At 39.0% G+C, this 16,627-nt stretch carries 14 protein-coding genes; 1 reads left to right on the top strand and 13 read right to left on the bottom strand.

The genetic code is table 11. The annotated features are described in order from the left end of the window. Window positions 1-81 precede the first annotated feature (81 nt). On the bottom strand, window positions 82-255 hold the full coding sequence (locus MF4640_RS19450) for a hypothetical protein (protein WP_005005921.1): 174 nt from the start codon (window positions 253-255) through the stop codon (window positions 82-84). A gap of 409 nt (window positions 256-664) precedes the next feature. Here MF4640_RS19450 and MF4640_RS12300 point away from each other — a divergent pair, with 409 nt between their 5' ends. Further along, complete coding sequence (locus MF4640_RS12300; RefSeq protein WP_058952567.1) at window positions 665-850, top strand: hypothetical protein; 186 nt, start codon at window positions 665-667, stop codon at window positions 848-850. Window positions 851-890: 40 nt separating this feature from the next. Here MF4640_RS12300 and MF4640_RS12295 read toward each other — a convergent pair whose 3' ends face one another. From MF4640_RS12295 to MF4640_RS12240, 12 genes are all read right to left on the bottom strand, one after another. Beyond that, window positions 891-3,683, bottom strand: a complete 2,793-nt coding sequence (locus MF4640_RS12295; RefSeq protein WP_078389756.1) for a type IV secretion protein DotL — start codon at window positions 3,681-3,683, stop codon at window positions 891-893. Between the two features lie 122 nt (window positions 3,684-3,805). Further along, complete coding sequence (locus tag MF4640_RS12290; protein WP_005028612.1) at window positions 3,806-6,988, bottom strand: hypothetical protein; 3,183 nt, start codon at window positions 6,986-6,988, stop codon at window positions 3,806-3,808. 61 nt (window positions 6,989-7,049) lie between these two features. Continuing rightward, the gene (locus tag MF4640_RS12285; RefSeq protein WP_005028615.1) at window positions 7,050-8,249 is read right to left on the bottom strand and encodes a hypothetical protein; all 1,200 of its coding nucleotides are present in this window, start codon (window positions 8,247-8,249) and stop codon (window positions 7,050-7,052) included. Window positions 8,250-8,259: 10 nt separating this feature from the next. Continuing rightward, entirely contained in the window at window positions 8,260-9,147 is an 888-nt protein-coding gene (locus MF4640_RS12280) for an HNH endonuclease (protein ID WP_005005914.1), read from the bottom strand. A 110-nt stretch (window positions 9,148-9,257) separates the two neighbouring features. After that, the gene (locus MF4640_RS12275; protein WP_005005912.1) at window positions 9,258-9,671 is read right to left on the bottom strand and encodes a hypothetical protein; all 414 of its coding nucleotides are present in this window, start codon (window positions 9,669-9,671) and stop codon (window positions 9,258-9,260) included. Window positions 9,672-9,838: 167 nt separating this feature from the next. After that, a complete protein-coding gene (locus tag MF4640_RS12270; protein ID WP_005028617.1) occupies window positions 9,839-10,414 on the bottom strand; it encodes a hypothetical protein in 576 nt (191 codons plus the stop codon). Window positions 10,415-10,424: 10 nt separating this feature from the next. Next, the gene (locus MF4640_RS12265; protein ID WP_005028620.1) at window positions 10,425-11,306 is read right to left on the bottom strand and encodes a hypothetical protein; all 882 of its coding nucleotides are present in this window, start codon (window positions 11,304-11,306) and stop codon (window positions 10,425-10,427) included. A gap of 5 nt (window positions 11,307-11,311) precedes the next feature. Next, window positions 11,312-12,835, bottom strand: a complete 1,524-nt coding sequence (locus MF4640_RS12260; RefSeq protein WP_005028623.1) for a DotG/IcmE/VirB10 family protein — start codon at window positions 12,833-12,835, stop codon at window positions 11,312-11,314. 21 nt (window positions 12,836-12,856) lie between these two features. Continuing rightward, window positions 12,857-13,732 (bottom strand): DotH/IcmK family type IV secretion protein, encoded by an 876-nt coding sequence (locus MF4640_RS12255; protein ID WP_227518657.1) that lies wholly within the window; start codon window positions 13,730-13,732, stop codon window positions 12,857-12,859. Between the two features lie 85 nt (window positions 13,733-13,817). Beyond that, the gene (locus MF4640_RS12250) at window positions 13,818-14,501 is read right to left on the bottom strand and encodes a DotI/IcmL family type IV secretion protein (RefSeq protein WP_005005897.1); all 684 of its coding nucleotides are present in this window, start codon (window positions 14,499-14,501) and stop codon (window positions 13,818-13,820) included. Between the two features lie 10 nt (window positions 14,502-14,511). After that, entirely contained in the window at window positions 14,512-14,799 is a 288-nt protein-coding gene (locus MF4640_RS12245; RefSeq protein ID WP_032055042.1) for a hypothetical protein, read from the bottom strand. Continuing rightward, window positions 14,800-16,020: a hypothetical protein gene (locus MF4640_RS12240; protein WP_227518656.1), complete on the bottom strand. Its 1,221-nt coding sequence runs from the start codon at window positions 16,018-16,020 to the stop codon at window positions 14,800-14,802. It lies immediately after the preceding gene. Between the last annotated feature and the right edge of the window lie 607 nt (window positions 16,021-16,627).

Here is a 16,627-nt window from a genome sequence, read left to right as displayed (position 1 = left end):
GCACTCCATTGATTAATGCTTTATTAAAACTAATAAAGATATATTAATACAGAAAGTGCTTATAAGTATTTTTTTGGAAAATTAATTTAAGAATTGCGGTTGAGTGGTATTAGTTGCAAGTGGTTGTACGGCGTTGTTATCGACAGACTTTGAGTACTGTTGCACTTCAACAATTCGCACACCTTTAACGTGTAAACGTGTTTTATAGTCAGTCATTCCAAGTGTTTGTAAGTTTTCTAGCTGTTCTTTAGTCATTGCCTATATCCTGTATATTGGATGTGATTTAAGGGCAATTTAATTGATGTATTAAGGATTGTAAAGGGTAAAACACAGTTCATTAAACTTTTTATGCAATGGTATATACCGATTAAGCCTAAAACAAAACAAGGTTTTAAGAAGTGGTTTAGTTATGTTTAAGAATATGCACGTTAAAACTAAGTTATTATATTAAAATGCATCTAAACTAGGGTTAAAACCAAACTGGATGCCAATATGTGTTCAAACATTGAATCTTACGCCGTGAACCTATCCAATGTACCTAAAGCTATCTCTTGCTTGAATATGTATGACTTTCAAACGTTAGCACTAGGACCAACCTATTTACCCCGATTTATCACTTGCAGATCGCCACATTCCATATACGGCGCTATTGGTTGCATTTGATGTGAATGCGTCTGAAAAGTTTCGCTTAATCGAAATGATGGTGCCTGAAGCCATTCCGCTGTCGCAGTTGTTGTTATTGGCCATATTCAATGAAACGCCGTATAAGAGCGAATATGAAATAGCCCAATACATGCCGAGTGATGAATTAAGGCGTATTAAGTACAAACAGCTCACCCAAAAAAACTAAAGGCTGGATAACCAGCCTTATGTCTTCTACATGGATGCGTTTAGTCATCCTTTTTTTTGATTGTAATGCCTGATCGTAATGAAGCTGAAGAACCTTTTGAACCAAGTATCACCAACAATTTTTCAAAAGTAACGCATTCGTGCGAGAACGGGTTTTTCATCAAAGCTTTTTCAAACTTAGCTGCATACTGTTGTTCTACGAATTCCATTTCATTTTTAGTGCTATGTGAGATGGCTTGATCAAGACTGGCTTTGTTTTCCGCAATGTATTGTGTCTGATCTTCAGGTTTTACATGGCGTGGTATCTGAACAAGCTGATATTCAGTAATTGGCGCAACGGTTAAGTCATATCCTGTTAGGATCTCTTTCAATTCATCATAGTAGCTGTCTAGGTTCATTGGTGTGATAACGGCGCGAGTCACAGTTTCAGCATCACTTTCCTGTTGAGCCTGTTCAGGTTCGCTTATACGTTCACCATAGATATTAAATTCAGCATCAAGATCCGCATTGTTGTAAGCACCAGCTTCTACTTGAGGTGAAATATCAGAACCCCTACCGAAGTACTGCAACTGTTTTCGGTTCTCAATAGTCTGGTCTTTATCACTTGCTTCTTTTTGTGCTGAAACAATACTTTCACGGTGTTTTTGTTCTTTGGAGATTTCACCTTTCGCCGTGGACGAAGACATTACTGTTCTTTGACCAGGTGCCATCCCTTCAGGTGTGATGGATTCAAGACGTCTTGCTTCAAGAATCTGATGTACAAAATCTTGAGTAAAGTCTTTTACCGTGTTGTTGTTTTCGTACAAGGTGTTATTGAGCTTTCTGCAGATCTCAAAATCACCAAGCGCCGTGACATTGGCAGATGAATTGTTGTCTGTCAGTAGCGTGTGTTTTTCCTCAATCTCATGAATGAAGTCTTCAATTTTTAAAGTAGGATCGTAGATTTCAGATTTTTGGATATTGAAGATTGGGCAAAGGTCATTTAAGCGTAAGTACTTGGGTTGAGTATCAGCCACATAGAACGCCAACATTGATACGATTTTAACGTCTGAAGTTTTACCACCTTCCCCTTTAGTTGATATGAGCAAGGTAAATTCGCCGTTGTGCTGTCCGGCAATTTGTTCAATTGTCACACGTTTTTCTTTGGCGAACTGGACTTCTGTTTGTGGTACCGAACGGTTGAATACTAGACCTTGATACATATTGATTGAGTTAACTTTACCTTGCCACTCTTCACCAGCAAAACCATCAACCAATTTGTATGTTGTACTTTCAGCACCCGAAGTAGTACGTCCAATGGCTTTAACGGTCGTGTTACCCCATGTAGCAGCTGCTTCCTCTTTAGATCCACGTTCAATATCTTCAAATGTTTGAGCACCGAACGTAATAGAGAAGTTAAGCGAACGTGCCTGAGCTGGTAAAACCGAAGCACCGACAATAACGATGTAGCCCCATTCGTCCAAAAATAGCTTAAATGAAGTAGAGGCGTTGGTTGGTCGTGCGTCAATAATGGCACGGCGTAAACCTTCCATTTTGTTACCAAGGGAACCAGCCATCATTTGTTTAATTGAGCCAATGATTAATTTTCCGAGCATTTTGAGTGAGTCTGGTGAACGCTCAAGAGCTGGTAATGGCACAGTTAAGATACGGCGGTTAAGTACAACGTCAAAAATATCAATATCACCGCCATGCTCTACACCAAAGATGTGACCATAGTTAAACGTCAAGTCGTTAATCGCCTTGGTTAACTGCATGGTGATATAACCGTGTTGCTCACGGGTTTTGGTTTCTTGTTTCTTTAACTTTTTAGGGTTGCTTGAATAACCAGGTAATGAAACGAGGTAGCCTTGAAGCTGTTCAGCCACACGTTCAAAGTCAATCCCGTATTTATCGTTATGACAAAATACCAATTCTTCAAGTGCTTCAAGTTCCATGTATTGCGTGAATACTTTTGGTGAAAGCTGAATGAAGCCATTGTCACGTAGATAGACCAAAACTCGTGTAAGTGCAGCGATAAAGGCCATCGCACGACCTTTCCACATGTCACCACCGCCACCGCCTGAGTCATCAAGCAAGTTGATCAAGAATTCAATCAACATCCCTGAGCTGGTGTTGCTCATTTGGTTCATTGAGTTGGTCATCTTGTCGGTTTGTGCACGTAGCATGTTACGACCTGAGGTAATGAAGTTGATCGTTAATAGATCCTCATTACGCCCAAAGCGGTTACATAAACGATAGTGGTCTTGTTGAGCCTTGGTATCACCTTTTGCGTCTACAAAGATATAACCTGAGTTTTGTACGTACTGGTTGGCACAGTTACCTAGCATGTATTCTGTTTTACCCGAACCCGTAGTACCTAACACAATTTGATGTGTACGGTCATCGGAGTTGGATGCATAAACAGGTAGACCAGTTTCACGGCAACGACCAAGGTAAGTCACACCCTCACCTTGTAGCTTATCGCGATTGGTACGTGCGTATTCCAAAAAGGCTTTTGGATTGTCCAGTACGTCATCTTTTACGCGTGATGTAATGTCAGTTGACGCATCCAGTGAGTTTGAATGCAACGGCGCACGGAATGGCCACTCAAAAAAGTAATCATTCGGATGTGTGTAGCGTTTTAATAGGTAATACGCGATCCCTATAAATATCTCACCGCCAAACGGAACAACAAACAAAATAACTGCAATAGCACCAAGAACGCCAACCAAATAATTAGCGCCGTCTGGCGCTGTAAGTTTTAAATGGATTTTCTCTAAGCCTGATCGTGTATCACGCTTAAGCGAACTAGGTCTGAACTTTGTTTGTGTGCCGTATTTTTGTGTAGAAGCCATACTTTGCGACCTACTCTTTTATCTTCAGGATAATAGGCAAAGTCGTTGTTTAACGACCTTACCCATATCCAAGCACTTCAATGTATATACCAATTAACGCAAATCTATATAGCTGATTGGAGTTAAGAAGAAACAGCTTCAGACTTACGTTGGTTCAGTAATTTTTTCTTCATGTTTTGCTCAAGTTCATAGCGTTGATATTCAACAACCATCTCTTGTGCCATGGTAGAAATCACTGAAGCAGTTGCTTTGTTTTCGTCAAAGTCCGTGCCTTTATTTTTGGCATTTTTCTCAATCATGGTACGCCGTGTCTTAATCTGGTTCTTCGCACCTTTTGGATAGAATTGTGCAAGGACCTTCAACGCCTTACCACGTTCACCGATAAGGTCATACGTGTAGTTACGGAGCGCACGTTCATCGGGATGTGTACTGAGTGACCATAAAAGGATTGGACCAAGTGAAACGGTATATAAGCCCGAACATTCCATTTTTTCGAGTTTAATTTTACTGAAGTACGTTAAGCCTTGATCTGAGAAACCTACGTTACCTGAACCAAGCGCATCCATTTCTAGTTGAGTTAGACCGATGCTGTCACGAATAGCTTCACGAGATTCGCGTGTACCAGGATCGACAATCACATACGCCGTAGCAAAGCCCACCAAGTCTTTAAAGTCTTCTACTTTGTGAGATGCCAAGTTAAGACGAGCACCCCATTTACGCAATGTACGTGCGTCTTCAGCCAATTCTTCTAATAGGATTGGATCGCCTTTCGCAACGTGCAATTCGTCATAAGACATAATTTTGCGGTCTTCAAGAAGCTCATTAATCAGTTGGGTTGCATATTCACGATAAGCTTGTGGGAATTTTGGAATATCGTCACGGCTCACGGCGAACTTACGTTTAATGAACATCCGTACAATCTGGAAGAATAGCGATGTAGTTTTAGGATCTGATGATGTCGCAACTTCGTTTAAGTCGATAGAAGCTACACGAGCGTTACCAATGTCAAAGTTGGTGTGATAGAAGAATGCTGGATAGGTATTTTGTGCAGCCATAATCTGATGCGCCAAAAAGTCCAGTGCTCGTTCATTATCAATATGAACATCACTCCAAACATCTAAAATTGATGAATCAGAAAGTGTTTCAATCATATCGCCAATAGTCGGCATTGCGTAACGGTGAGCCAACGTGCGTCCACGGATCTCATTCATTGAATGGAAAAGATCACGTAGAGCGTAATAAGAAATATCCTTACCTTGTTCAGAATGTGGCTCAATCAGTCCGTGTTTTTCCATGATGCGATCTAGTTCTGGATCTGCAAAGCGCATGTACTTACGTGCTTTATGGTCAGCATTCGTATCATCAGCAAAATAGAATGTACGGCGTAGGACCGCACCAATAACGTCAGAAGTGTTTTTGGCTGGTTGCCCTTTCAATTCAGGCGGTGTTACCAATGAACTTAAAAACGCTGTCATTTGACGCATTTCGTAGTTCAACGGGTAGCGTAAGCCCATACTGAATTCAAGCGGATTAATCGCTTCTTCTTTTGAGTTTTTAATACGCTTATAGATGGCATAGTGACGTAGCTCTTCAGGCAATGAATCTTGCACTGTTTCTACTAACCCACGGCTTGACTCACCCACATCGACAATATAGGTCAACGGGATACGTTCGTTACCAGGCATCATGATGTCCTCAAGCATGCCTTTGTTCATTGTGACCGATTTACCCGTACCCGGTTTACCAATGTTAATAGTCGTCCATACAGTCACTTCATTTGAGAACGAATCAAGAATAATCAGTTTACCGTCTAAGGTTTTGTTGAGCTGATGCCCTTTATGGAATGGTGAGTTAATACGTGTCAGCGGTAACATGTAGAACACATCAAACAACGGTGCTGGTGAAATAGGTGCGTGATTACGTACCATCAAGCCCGGTATATGTGATGCCCAAGTCAAAATAGGATCGCCAGCCTGTTCCATGACTTTTGCACCGCCCCACGCTTCAAAACTCTTCCAAAGCTTTTGGCGCCGTCCTACAAGAATGTTTACACCATCTTCGGTATTCGGTGCCCATGTCATCATGGTCATTTGCAGACCAGCAACAGTGTCTACTTGATCTAGGTCATTTTTAGTGGCCATCAAAATGTTACCAGCATTACGAATGGCTTTGTTTTGTGCCGTCATAAAGTGAATAACGCTTGATAACGTGCGTTTCATCATGGTTCCAGCCATACCATCACCAGTAATACAGTAACTCACCGCATATGGGATAGAACGGATGTTACCGTTAGTGTCGTGCGTTTTGGCCTGGTGTAGTAAGCGGAATAGCGTTTCAAACGTATTCGTCTTAGCTGGATATATATCTACCATCAATGGCGCATATACTACGCCGTCAGTGATAACACTTCCCACTGGATAGAATGAACCTTGACTTGTACCAGGTAAGATCGCATTCGTCATGAGTTGTTCTGAGATCGGTTGATACAAAACGTGTGACGCATCATGTTCTGATGGTATTTCTTTCCAACGCATCGGTAAGCGTGTATTCAACATCGGCACAGACAAGGTGAAGTCATCTGAAGTTGAATGTGAGGCAATTTGTTTTTTAATCGTTAGACCAGCTTCAATAACATTCAATACTTCATAGATTGCTGGAAATTCTTCAGTTGAGAGTGAGTTTAAGAATTGTGAGACAAAAGACTCATGGTGTACGTATAAGCTGTCCGATGATTTAAGCATGTCTTGAGCATTGACCGTACTTGGCATTGTAATTTGCGACAGTAGCTTTTTACGGTTTTTTGAGTCTTGAGCTTTATCGATTGGCGATAGTAAGGTTGGCTCAGAGATTAAAGCGATATAACAGCTTTCGTTAAATACACCGCCTGAAATGGTTTCTGTCATTTCATCAATGATGATGTCTAGATTCATCGCACAACGCGCCGTGGTCGCCTTTTGCATGGCGTTCAAGTCATGAATGGCGTATGGCGTCTCATGGTCTACTTTGAACGCTAGATGAATCGTATGTCCACGGTCTTTGAAGTAGTTACGCATGTTGCTCGTCATCAAACCAATTTGACGGCTGAATGCATCACCACTAATTAAACTCTTAATCCCCTTATATTCGATGATCGTAATCATTGCACCAGTTTTTGTGACAAACGTATGTTCGTCCGATACTGTTTCTAAATCGCAATAATCCTCTACGTCAGCTTTCATGCTTTGTAGGAATAACATCAATATAATTTCAATCTTGGAGTAACCAGTCTTATTATAACCAGACTTCTCAGCTTTCTTCTTACTCATTTAAACACCTTTATTAATTCACCTTTCTACGTCTATCTTTGATTAGACATGTCTTTAAGCATTAAGCACTAAAAAACGGTAATTCTCTTAAAACGTTAATCGCACTGTCGAAATCCTTTTTTTGAATTGCGACCTCAAGACTTTTAACAGAGGGTTTTAAGCTTGTATCTAAAACCAACCTTAATAAAAGCTCATAGAAGGTACTGTTAAAAGGGATATTATCATTTTTTGAATTAGTAAATACATCAGTTTTAACGGTTTCGTCCTCTTTTAATTCGACATACTTCTTAAAACTATTTAGGTCAAACACTAAACCCTTATTAAGCAGTTGCCAAAACGCCGTTTCTAAAACCTCTTGGCTTTCCCCTAAAGTACCCACCTTGAAGTTTAAGGAACCTGTATTTTTAAGTTGGAAGTGAACCTTATCAAGCTCTATGTAGATCTCTTTGTTCTGGTATAAGCCCTGTTCGTGGAAAACTTTAGACACCGATAGCTTTAAGTTTTGGTATATACAAAAAGATTGCAGCGAACTCATTTTTAAGTTGCCCGTATCTATCTGGTTTGTCGCATCTTCTACGGACGTTGGTAGGTGTATCATCGGAAAGTAGCGTGTCAGTTCTTCAGACAGTTTCTTTTGTTCCAAAACGCTTATAATTGATAATGGATTGTCAAATCCAAAGTTGGTGCTCAGTAATTTCTTATGCTTCACACTCACACTTTGCTTAACCTGTATTTCAACGTCTAAGCCACTCAGCGCCGTTATTTTGTTTAGGTGTACCAAAGTGTCATCCAACAGCAAACAATCGCTGTTAACGGGGATATTCATCAACAGTAGCGCTTTAATCAGTGGATCTTGAAAATGCCCCGTTGTGTCTTCACCAGTTGTTGTCTGATTCCCTATCGCTATATGTACAACATGGAGTAGCAATAGCGTGTTAGATGTATGGCCAGTGTCCCGTGTCGTTGGTATATACAAATCGTTCAGGAAGTTGAAAGCCTCAGTACCTATAACGCATAAGCGAAATATCGATAGCTGATCGTGCGTTTCCTTTGGTAGTGCATCTATCCCAAGTTCCCAATATTTGTAGATGTATGGACCAATAAATGAGTATTCATCATTCAATATGTCCGTCTCAAATACGCTATCCAATACCGCTATATCATTCACTATGTCAGGCTTAAATGGCTGTAACACTATGCCCGATATAACCTCTTCTAAGCTCATATCTATGTATTCGGTATCTGCTAAGCATTCTGTCATTTTTGTGAGCTCACTTATCACCCAAACCCTTAAATACATCTAGTGTTTGGTAGTACTCATACTGCTCGTCAGTAAAGATATTCGGGGAAAATACTATGTAGTGGTTTGGCAGATTAAAGCTCTCGTATGCTTCGTCTGATACCTTTTCCAAAGCTTTTGCGAGTTGATACAAAGAAAAGTTTTTGTTCTCTTTGATGGCATTCAAATACCACTCTTTGTACTTGCGGAGCTGGTCTACGTAATCAACGTTCGCTACCAACATATCTTCTTGCTTGGCTTCTTCATATTCAGCCATTGTGTTGAACTTAATGTCCGTGAAGTACAGTTGGGTATCAATGCTTTGGGCTCGTGTCTTAATCGCATTAAACGCCTGTATATCCTCAAACATATTACGTGCGTATTCTGCTTCAGACATCTTTGTAGGATTAGGGCGTTGATGGCGCTTTAACGGCTCTACAAGCAAGCTTTGGCGATGTCGCCGTGCGAACTTAGCAAGCTCAGGATCTTGGTTGTCAGACTTATGCGATAACACCAGTAATGAACGTTGATATTGATTAAAGATCTCTTGAGGTATGTTCGTACTCAATACGCATATTTCAGCTTTCTTTTCCAGTGATAGTGCAAAGATGTGGTTTTGTGCATGGCATAGCGTACAGACCGCTACAATGTTCTCAGCCGTATGATTGCTATGATCGCCGTCTAAGTGATGTGGCTCTAAAAAGTATTCGTCATAGAAATCACAAAAATAGCATTTAGCTGGTTGTGAAGACATTATTTGCTTTATTGTCTCATTGGTTTTAAAACCATCATGGATAGTTTTATCTTGACGTATCTCTTGCTTGTCGTTTACGCCGTTAATAGGTCTTAAAATACCAAACTTACGGTTTATATGTTTCACTTAAACCCCTTAATACTATTAAGTAAGGTCTAATTAAAACATGTATATACTATTTTTAAAATAAAAAAAGCGCAGCCTAAGCCACGCTTTTAAACTTATTTATTATTATATTACGCTTTACCAGTAATAGTGTTCGCAGCAGAGAACATGATGAAGCCTACGATTGATAACGCACCACCTACAATAATACAGATCCAAGCAGTTTTCTTTTTCTTTTGTTGATCTTCTTCTGATGTATACATCATATACAAACCAGTACCAACTAAGCCTAAACCAAGCACCATGAACACTACGATTAAGAATTTATAAACGTTTTGACCTAATGTTTCACCACGGCCTAAGATTTCATTCGCATCAGAACCAGCAGCGTGTTTTCCGTAAGCTGAACCACCCGGGTTCCATGTGCCAGTGTTTGCATATGCAACTTGACCCATTAATGCAGAAACAAAAGCTAAAAACATTACTTTTGCGCGGAATGCAGTCGCTTTTACAGTGCGAACTGAGTGTTTTACTAATGATACCATTGTCACTTTCCTTTTATTTAATATACGGGAGCTAATCTCCGCACTGTAATTAAACATTCTTAAAACCCTATTGCTTTAAGTTGCTTAATTTTAAACTTCTCGTTAAATATCTTCAATATCTTATACAAGGTTTTTAAGAAACTCTCACCCTATTTTAAGAAGATTGTTTAAAATATTGTAAAAAAGGTACCTCCTATTTGTGTTCCAAAGGTATTAACAAAGGCATTGTGTACGTCCTGAACGTATACGCATAATACACCTGTTATAATTAAAACCCATGCTTTGCGGTATGTCGCATTGCCTTGAGCATCAATTTTCTCTACAAAACCATATAAGCCACGAGCTACCGCTATAATCCCTACCAGTTGCGTAAAACCTACAACCGCCGTAACGATATATGCACCTAAATCATTAGCACCAGCATTAGGCAAGTAACTTTGTACCGTTACAAGTTCTATGCCATTACCACCAAACAATGAAGAACCTAGTGCACCAATGATATATCCGTCATATCCAAGTGATGCAAAAGCACCACCGATAAGAACCTTCAACAATGCCCCACCAGTGGTAGGCTCTTTCATTCCATGACCAAAGAACTTTTGTTGAGGTGATGATGCTTGCACTAAGTCAAAAAGCGCCGTGCCAGTAATCACCAACCCCGTTACAACAAAGCAAATGCGTATAAAGCTTAGTAGTGGACCGTATATGTTTAATATCGCTTTAACTATATCTAATGCATCCACGCTATTTTCCTTATTTCACCCAAATGGCTTGTTCGTTTTCGTCAGCAGCATAGACCGTGCGATTGTCTGGCATCTTCTGACCTACATAGACTGTATATGTATGGTTTTGAGAATCTGTCATCCAAGCACGATCGCCTACAACCGCAAAAGCATCCAAACGTTTTGCACCTTTTGGAATTGATAAGGTTTTAGATCCCGATGTACTTAAAGCCTTTTGCTTAGTCTGGTCTTTAGCTATTGTGATTAAACTAGTCTTTAATTCCTTAATTGCCTGTTCTTGCAATTCAACAAGGTTTTTAAGATCGTCATTTTCAGCTTTCAGTTGTTCATTTTTGATTTTGGTTTCTGATTGAGCAACTGCAGTTTGTTCGCCGTTTTGTATTTGCCCTTGCGCTTGCTCTTTTTCTTGCAAACGGTGTAATAAAACAAGTGCATTCGTACCCTGACTTTGATAGAAGCTAATTGCCTCTTTTCCTAGATCAGAATCAATCGGATACGACATGGATTTGTACATAATCATGTATTGACCAGTGGTAGGATCTTTAAACACAATATTTTCATCAACAATGAACGCCGTATCATCAGCAATACTATTGTCCTTTAAAGGTTGTTGATTTTGGATGTATGTTGCTTGTGTTTGTTGAATGCCTTGACCAACAGTATCAATGGATTCTGGTGTTTGTTCTGGAGCAACTGCCGTGCTGACGTCTTTTGGTTTACTCATTTGTATCCAAAAGAAAGTACCAATCATAATTAAGGCAATAACACCAATAACAATAAGAAGTTTTGGAGGAATACCACCCTTCGCACCACCTTCGCCTTTTTGGGGTTTGCCTTCAGCATCTTTTAGATTTTTCTTTGCCTGTTCAGCAGTCATTTGATTATCAGACATTTCGCTTACCCCTTACTTTTCGGTGTTGTTACGTCAGCATCAAAAAAGACTTCAAATACTTTTCCGCTGTTAACGATATACGTAGTTGGTCGAACTGTTGATGTACGTGCCATGTTCGCCATTTCCGTACCAACGTTACCAATGATGTTCCCGGCAATTTCTTTATCGTTTGGCTCTTCCTTCGTGCTTACAACATTGCCAGTATTTGTGATTTGGGTTGTACCAATGTTTTGATAGGCTTGTCCGTACCCCTCAAAGATTCCAGCAGTAACCATACCGCCAAGCTTTTGCAAAGTGTGTTTTTGGACTTTATCAGCCATACCCGATTGTTTTGTTCCAAGAGTTAAAGCTCGTACTTGGATTGCATACTCTTCGCCCTTAAACAACATACGGGTAAAGTTAAATTCAATATCCGCAGTATTCAGACCAACAGTACCAATAAGTTTTGCGCCGTTAAATTTACCGCCAATAACAGTAGCAAATAGGTTTTTACCTTTATCAGTATTCACACCTGTATCTAAACGCGCTTTCATTGTTGTACCAGCTTTAATGATTGCTAGTCCTTTAGTAGATTCGCTAGTCGTTTTCGCAACGTTCAAGCTTCCAAGGTTTTGTTGCCCTTCCGATGCTTTAGTGTTGTGTGAATATTTATATGTTGAATATCCGTTGACCTTGTTCTTTGTATTAGAAAACGCAGCAAGTTGATCAACAAAAGCAGTTTGACTTAATTCACGCGTTGCAACATTACGTTCTGCATTAGCAGCTGCTTGTTGGCTATATACACTAGCAACATCATTAGCAGCAGATGAAGCATGTTCATATTGTTGCGCGTAGTTAGTTTGATAAATCGGTGCGTTTTGATTAGCACCGTTTTGTGCTTGTGGTTGTTGTGGTAGACCACCGCTAGTTGGTTGAGGTAATGCGCCACCATTAGCACCACCTTGATTTGCCATATTAGCTCTGGCCATCTGGTCAAGTTCAAGCGTAATGTTTGGTGTACCACCTTTTGCAGAACCGTTTACAGGTTGCCCATTTGGACCTGTAATAAAATTCTGATCGTTCAGATCGCCGTTTGGATCTTGTGTTGCAACTGTTTTAAATTCGGGTAAATAGCTTTCACCATTTTTGCCAGCTTGAGCAGCTTCTTCAGCTTGTTTTTGACGTTCATATTCTACGTATTCAGGAGGGATAACATTTGTACCCTGTCCTTGGATTTCTGGTGTAGCAATAGCAACCTGATTATCTAAAGCTAGTTGGTCACTTTTCCCCATTGGGTTAAACATAAAAAAGCCTAAACCACCAACTACTACCAAACCAATAATTGCAACAACGCGAAAGCGCGTATCTGCAAAAACACGTTTTTTGTTAGCAGTTTTAATACTTGTATTTTTCAGTTTTTTAGGTTGGTCTTCTTCTGAATGAACTTGGTTTGCAGAAATAATAGTTTCATCGGTAGTACCTACTTCAGTGCTACGACTAGAATTCTCTTCAATGTCATTCGGGTTATTTTGTTGGTTCGTTGAATCCATTTTTACTTCTCACTTAATGACTTAAAATGCGTCTTCGAGGTAAACAGTTTTAGGTGTACCGCCAGTCGTTGAAAATGTGATGTATTTCAGATCTTCAGAATCTTCATAACGGAAGATCTTCATACCGTTGTTAGCGCGGAAAGAACTCAAAAAGGCTGGTTGAATAACACCAAAGTTACTACGCACATATATATAGCCACCAAACTTCCAAGCACGGACATTAGGACTATCGGTTCGCATTTCGACAGCACCTTCAGGCGCCAAGCCATCCATAAATTGCAAACTCACACCATCTGGAATAATCGATGTTTGATTGCCTGTTGAATACATAGCTTTGGCTGTTGGGCTTCGACCAGGTATACGTGCGTCTACACGAACATCTAAATCACGTTGGCCAGTAGCTAACATCAAAATTACTGGAGCACCCAATCCCTTTAATGTGACCGTTACGTTTCCGAAAGCAGCTGGATCTAATGGTTCGATTGAAAGGATGTTAGTTTCAGGGATTTCATCTGGCTCTTTTTCGTTTTGCTCACCCAAACCATCTGAGAAACGTCCACGGTCCAAAGAAATCTTTTCAATGTTCCATGGATTTCCTGAAGAATCGGTAAAGACAATAGTAGATAGCATGCCAGCGCTTAAACGAATTACTGGCGGTTCCTCACCAGGGTTTAATGAAATACCCAAACTACGGGTTTTCGCTTGTGGCGTATTTACATAAGGACTAGAAAGGCTTCGTTTTTGTTGCAACAAAAGTCCTTTAACTATTTTTGTTTGCTCAGGTGTGAACTGCAAACCAACAAGGTTGTGAACCTGTCTGTCAATTTCCGATGCTGTATCAACTACCTCAGGTGCAACCAAAGGAGATTGAGCATCCGCAAAAGTATTCGGGGGCATATCAGCAGCATTAACTATTGTAGTTAATGCAGTAGAAGCAAAAAGAGCCAAAGATAATTTTTTCAATTTCATAAGTTTCATCCAATTAACGCGCTGGAGTTAACGTAATTGTCTTAACAGCAATACCGTTGTAGTTCAGATAAGAACGTGGATGCTCAACAATAGTAACTGTCGCAATGAAGCGGTGAGTCTCTTTAGGTTGTTTGTCACCTAAGAAGAATTGAGTAGTGATAGGAACACGAACAGTCCAACTAGGTTCTGCAGCATGTAAATCACGGTTTTCGATTTGTGGAACATCAGTAGCAGTAGTTCGCATCGTTAGGTTGTTTTGTACGATTGTGCCAACTGTTTGTGATTGAGCGATTTGCTTCATCAATGAATCTTTACCGCCCTCAGTGAAATACATTGAACCAGCATTGTTAATAACGTCACGCCAGTTCAAGAAATCAAAGTTGTAGACAGAAAGTATTGCACTCTTACCGAATTCAGAAATAACAACGTCAGTAACGCGAGGGTTTTTTGATGCTTCGATTGGACAGATAACCGAGTTATCTACTGTTTGAACAGCTTTAACTTTAGGGTATGCATTAAAGGCAGCAAAAATAATCATCGCAAGAACAGCACTCACGATAAAAGCGAAAAACACGAAAACAAGCCATCGTCTTAACTTTGCAATCTCCTTATCTTTTTCATCCACCTGTTTTCTTAGCCAAAGACTAGGATCACAAGAACCTATTTCAGCGTTTTCATTAGATTTGTCTTTAGACACAACAGCACTCCTATTTCGCTGGCTGATATATAACAGATGGAATTGGACGATCTGATTTAGAGCTAAGCACACACTTAACTGGTGTGCCGTCATCAAAAACCATAGATTCGAAATCTGTTGTGGTGAGTTTAAAAGCCACAAAACTAAGCGTTGTTAAAACGGTTAAAATGCACAATGAGGCAAACGTACCAACCAACACTCTTAAAAGCCTTGCGTATTTTCTTTTACCTATTATTGATACTTCAGCGTAAGGAGAGCCCCATGTTGAAGTAGTCAAATTAGTTTTAGAGTTATCCATTTAGTCAATCACTAAACCCGACTTTAATTCGTCCTTATAATAGTCGGTATTAAACTCATTTGCTATATTAAGATCAAAATAATAAAAGGTATCTAGGTTATTAGCTAAAAGTGTTTTAACAAATTCATGGCTACCATTAACGTTTTCAATAGAATCTAAAGTAGGCTTTATACTAAAACCACTATGGCCTCTCCACTTTCGCCCATAAAAGTTAGAAGCAGTATCTTTACCAGCATGTCCAAAAGCACCAGCTATCACAAACTTATCAATACCCTTTACCTTAGCATTTGCAATACATTGATGCCTTGTACTGTATAAAGTAGGTCGTTGATCTTCATTAGTTAAAACCTTGCCTCTAAGTTTAAAGTAATTGATATAACTTAAACGTAAACGCTCTTGCAGTATTTTAATAAAAGTCTGTTTTTCATCCCATCCAAAGGTATAGCCACTACTTTTATTTAAACTAGATACCTTTCTCACATACCTATTTAGCAAGTTCCAGTAAAGGTATATCTTTTCTTGATCTTCATGTTTAAGGTCATCAAGTATTAAATACCTTTTAAGTCCATTAGCCCGACCATGTGTAGCCTTGCCATTTTCCACAATCATGATCAGTTTTGGTCCTTTTACTGCACAACAGAATGAAACGGAAAACCACTCAACAGGACGCAATCCAACAACAAGATTGGCATCAACAAAAGCAACCATCATCCGATCAAACTCACTAACCCTAGTGTTACTCTCGTTCTTATGTTCGAATTCTCTTACCAAGTAGTTGTAAAACGTGCGTTCAAAGTACTTTGTTTTCAGCTCAGAAGTACGCTTAGGTTTGTCCTTGTTAGCTGTATATTTTGTGTTAATGATTCTTAAATATAGTTCTTCTAAAAAATATTCATCAAAACCAGCATCTATATCTTCATCATTAATAGAGCCATTATTTAGCTCATTAAGCTTTAGACCGATTCCATATACTAAATATGCACGATATGTTCTAAATGTAGATTCCGCATAATATCCATTTTCAGATTTAGTTTTAAATTCAGAATATATGTTTTCATATAACATTTTTAAATCTAGCTCTGAACTATCTAAATGTTTATCAATCTTTTGCTTAAGCTCAATATCATATTTAGTCTTAGTAGAATACGGAAAATCTTCTATACGACTTGTATATTCTTTTAATGTCTTTGGATAGCTATTAGGATTCTCAAAACTGCTCACCACTACCACCCTTAATCCACATGCAAAACATGAGCACATACTACAACGTTAAACACCTTTCTAAAAGTACTCGTTAAAACGTTTTTCACTTTAAGCAAAATGTTTTTCACTTTTAAGCCCAATAAATGCAAATGTCTTTTTTGACTCCTCTCTTGTTAGTACAGTGGAAAAATAAAAAAAATGAAGTTGAGAAATCATAAAAACACAGTGGACCTTTTTTACAGTGAAGTGCTTGATATGCGTAGTTTCAATAGTCTTTTGCCAGGGCTGATGCCTTAAATTTTTAGGGATAAATACGACTCTAAGCACATCATTATTGCAGTTTAATTGGTGTTTAAGGTGTAAAACTTTATATTTAAGATGCACAGCACTAAACCATAAGGTAGGTTTTTATAAGTAGCAGTTGTAATGTCTTTAAAGTTTTAAATTAGTAATGGTATATACCAAGATGCATTTTTTCTTCAAACAGTTTTTATCAATTTATTTAATATTAAAGAAGCTGACTTATAAATAAATTGCATTATCCACATTAATATTTTTATTGTTAATTAAAAAAGTATATAAACATCTTTATTAATGTACTTCTATATTGTAAAATATAAATTAC

It is taken from the genome of Acinetobacter sp. MF4640 (assembly GCF_002018895.1).
GTDB classification, from domain to species: Bacteria; Pseudomonadota; Gammaproteobacteria; order Pseudomonadales; family Moraxellaceae; genus Acinetobacter; species Acinetobacter johnsonii.
The sequence above is the reverse complement of the archived record's forward strand: the minus strand, read 5'-3'. Positions and strand labels throughout refer to the sequence as shown.

Coding starts and splice junctions, on each gene's coding strand:
- MF4640_RS12290 (WP_005028612.1), bottom strand. CDS start 6,988: ATGAGTAAGAAGAAAGCTGAGAAGTCTGGTTATAATAAGACTGGTTAC.
- MF4640_RS19450 (WP_005005921.1), bottom strand. CDS start 255: ATGACTAAAGAACAGCTAGAAAACTTACAAACACTTGGAATGACTGAC.
- MF4640_RS12285 (WP_005028615.1), bottom strand. CDS start 8,249: ATGACAGAATGCTTAGCAGATACCGAATACATAGATATGAGCTTAGAA.
- MF4640_RS12255 (WP_227518657.1), bottom strand. CDS start 13,732: ATGCCCCCGAATACTTTTGCGGATGCTCAATCTCCTTTGGTTGCACCT.
- MF4640_RS12260 (WP_005028623.1), bottom strand. CDS start 12,835: ATGGATTCAACGAACCAACAAAATAACCCGAATGACATTGAAGAGAAT.
- MF4640_RS12265 (WP_005028620.1), bottom strand. CDS start 11,306: ATGTCTGATAATCAAATGACTGCTGAACAGGCAAAGAAAAATCTAAAA.
- MF4640_RS12275 (WP_005005912.1), bottom strand. CDS start 9,671: ATGGTATCATTAGTAAAACACTCAGTTCGCACTGTAAAAGCGACTGCA.
- MF4640_RS12295 (WP_078389756.1), bottom strand. CDS start 3,683: ATGGCTTCTACACAAAAATACGGCACACAAACAAAGTTCAGACCTAGT.
- MF4640_RS12245 (WP_032055042.1), bottom strand. CDS start 14,799: ATGGATAACTCTAAAACTAATTTGACTACTTCAACATGGGGCTCTCCT.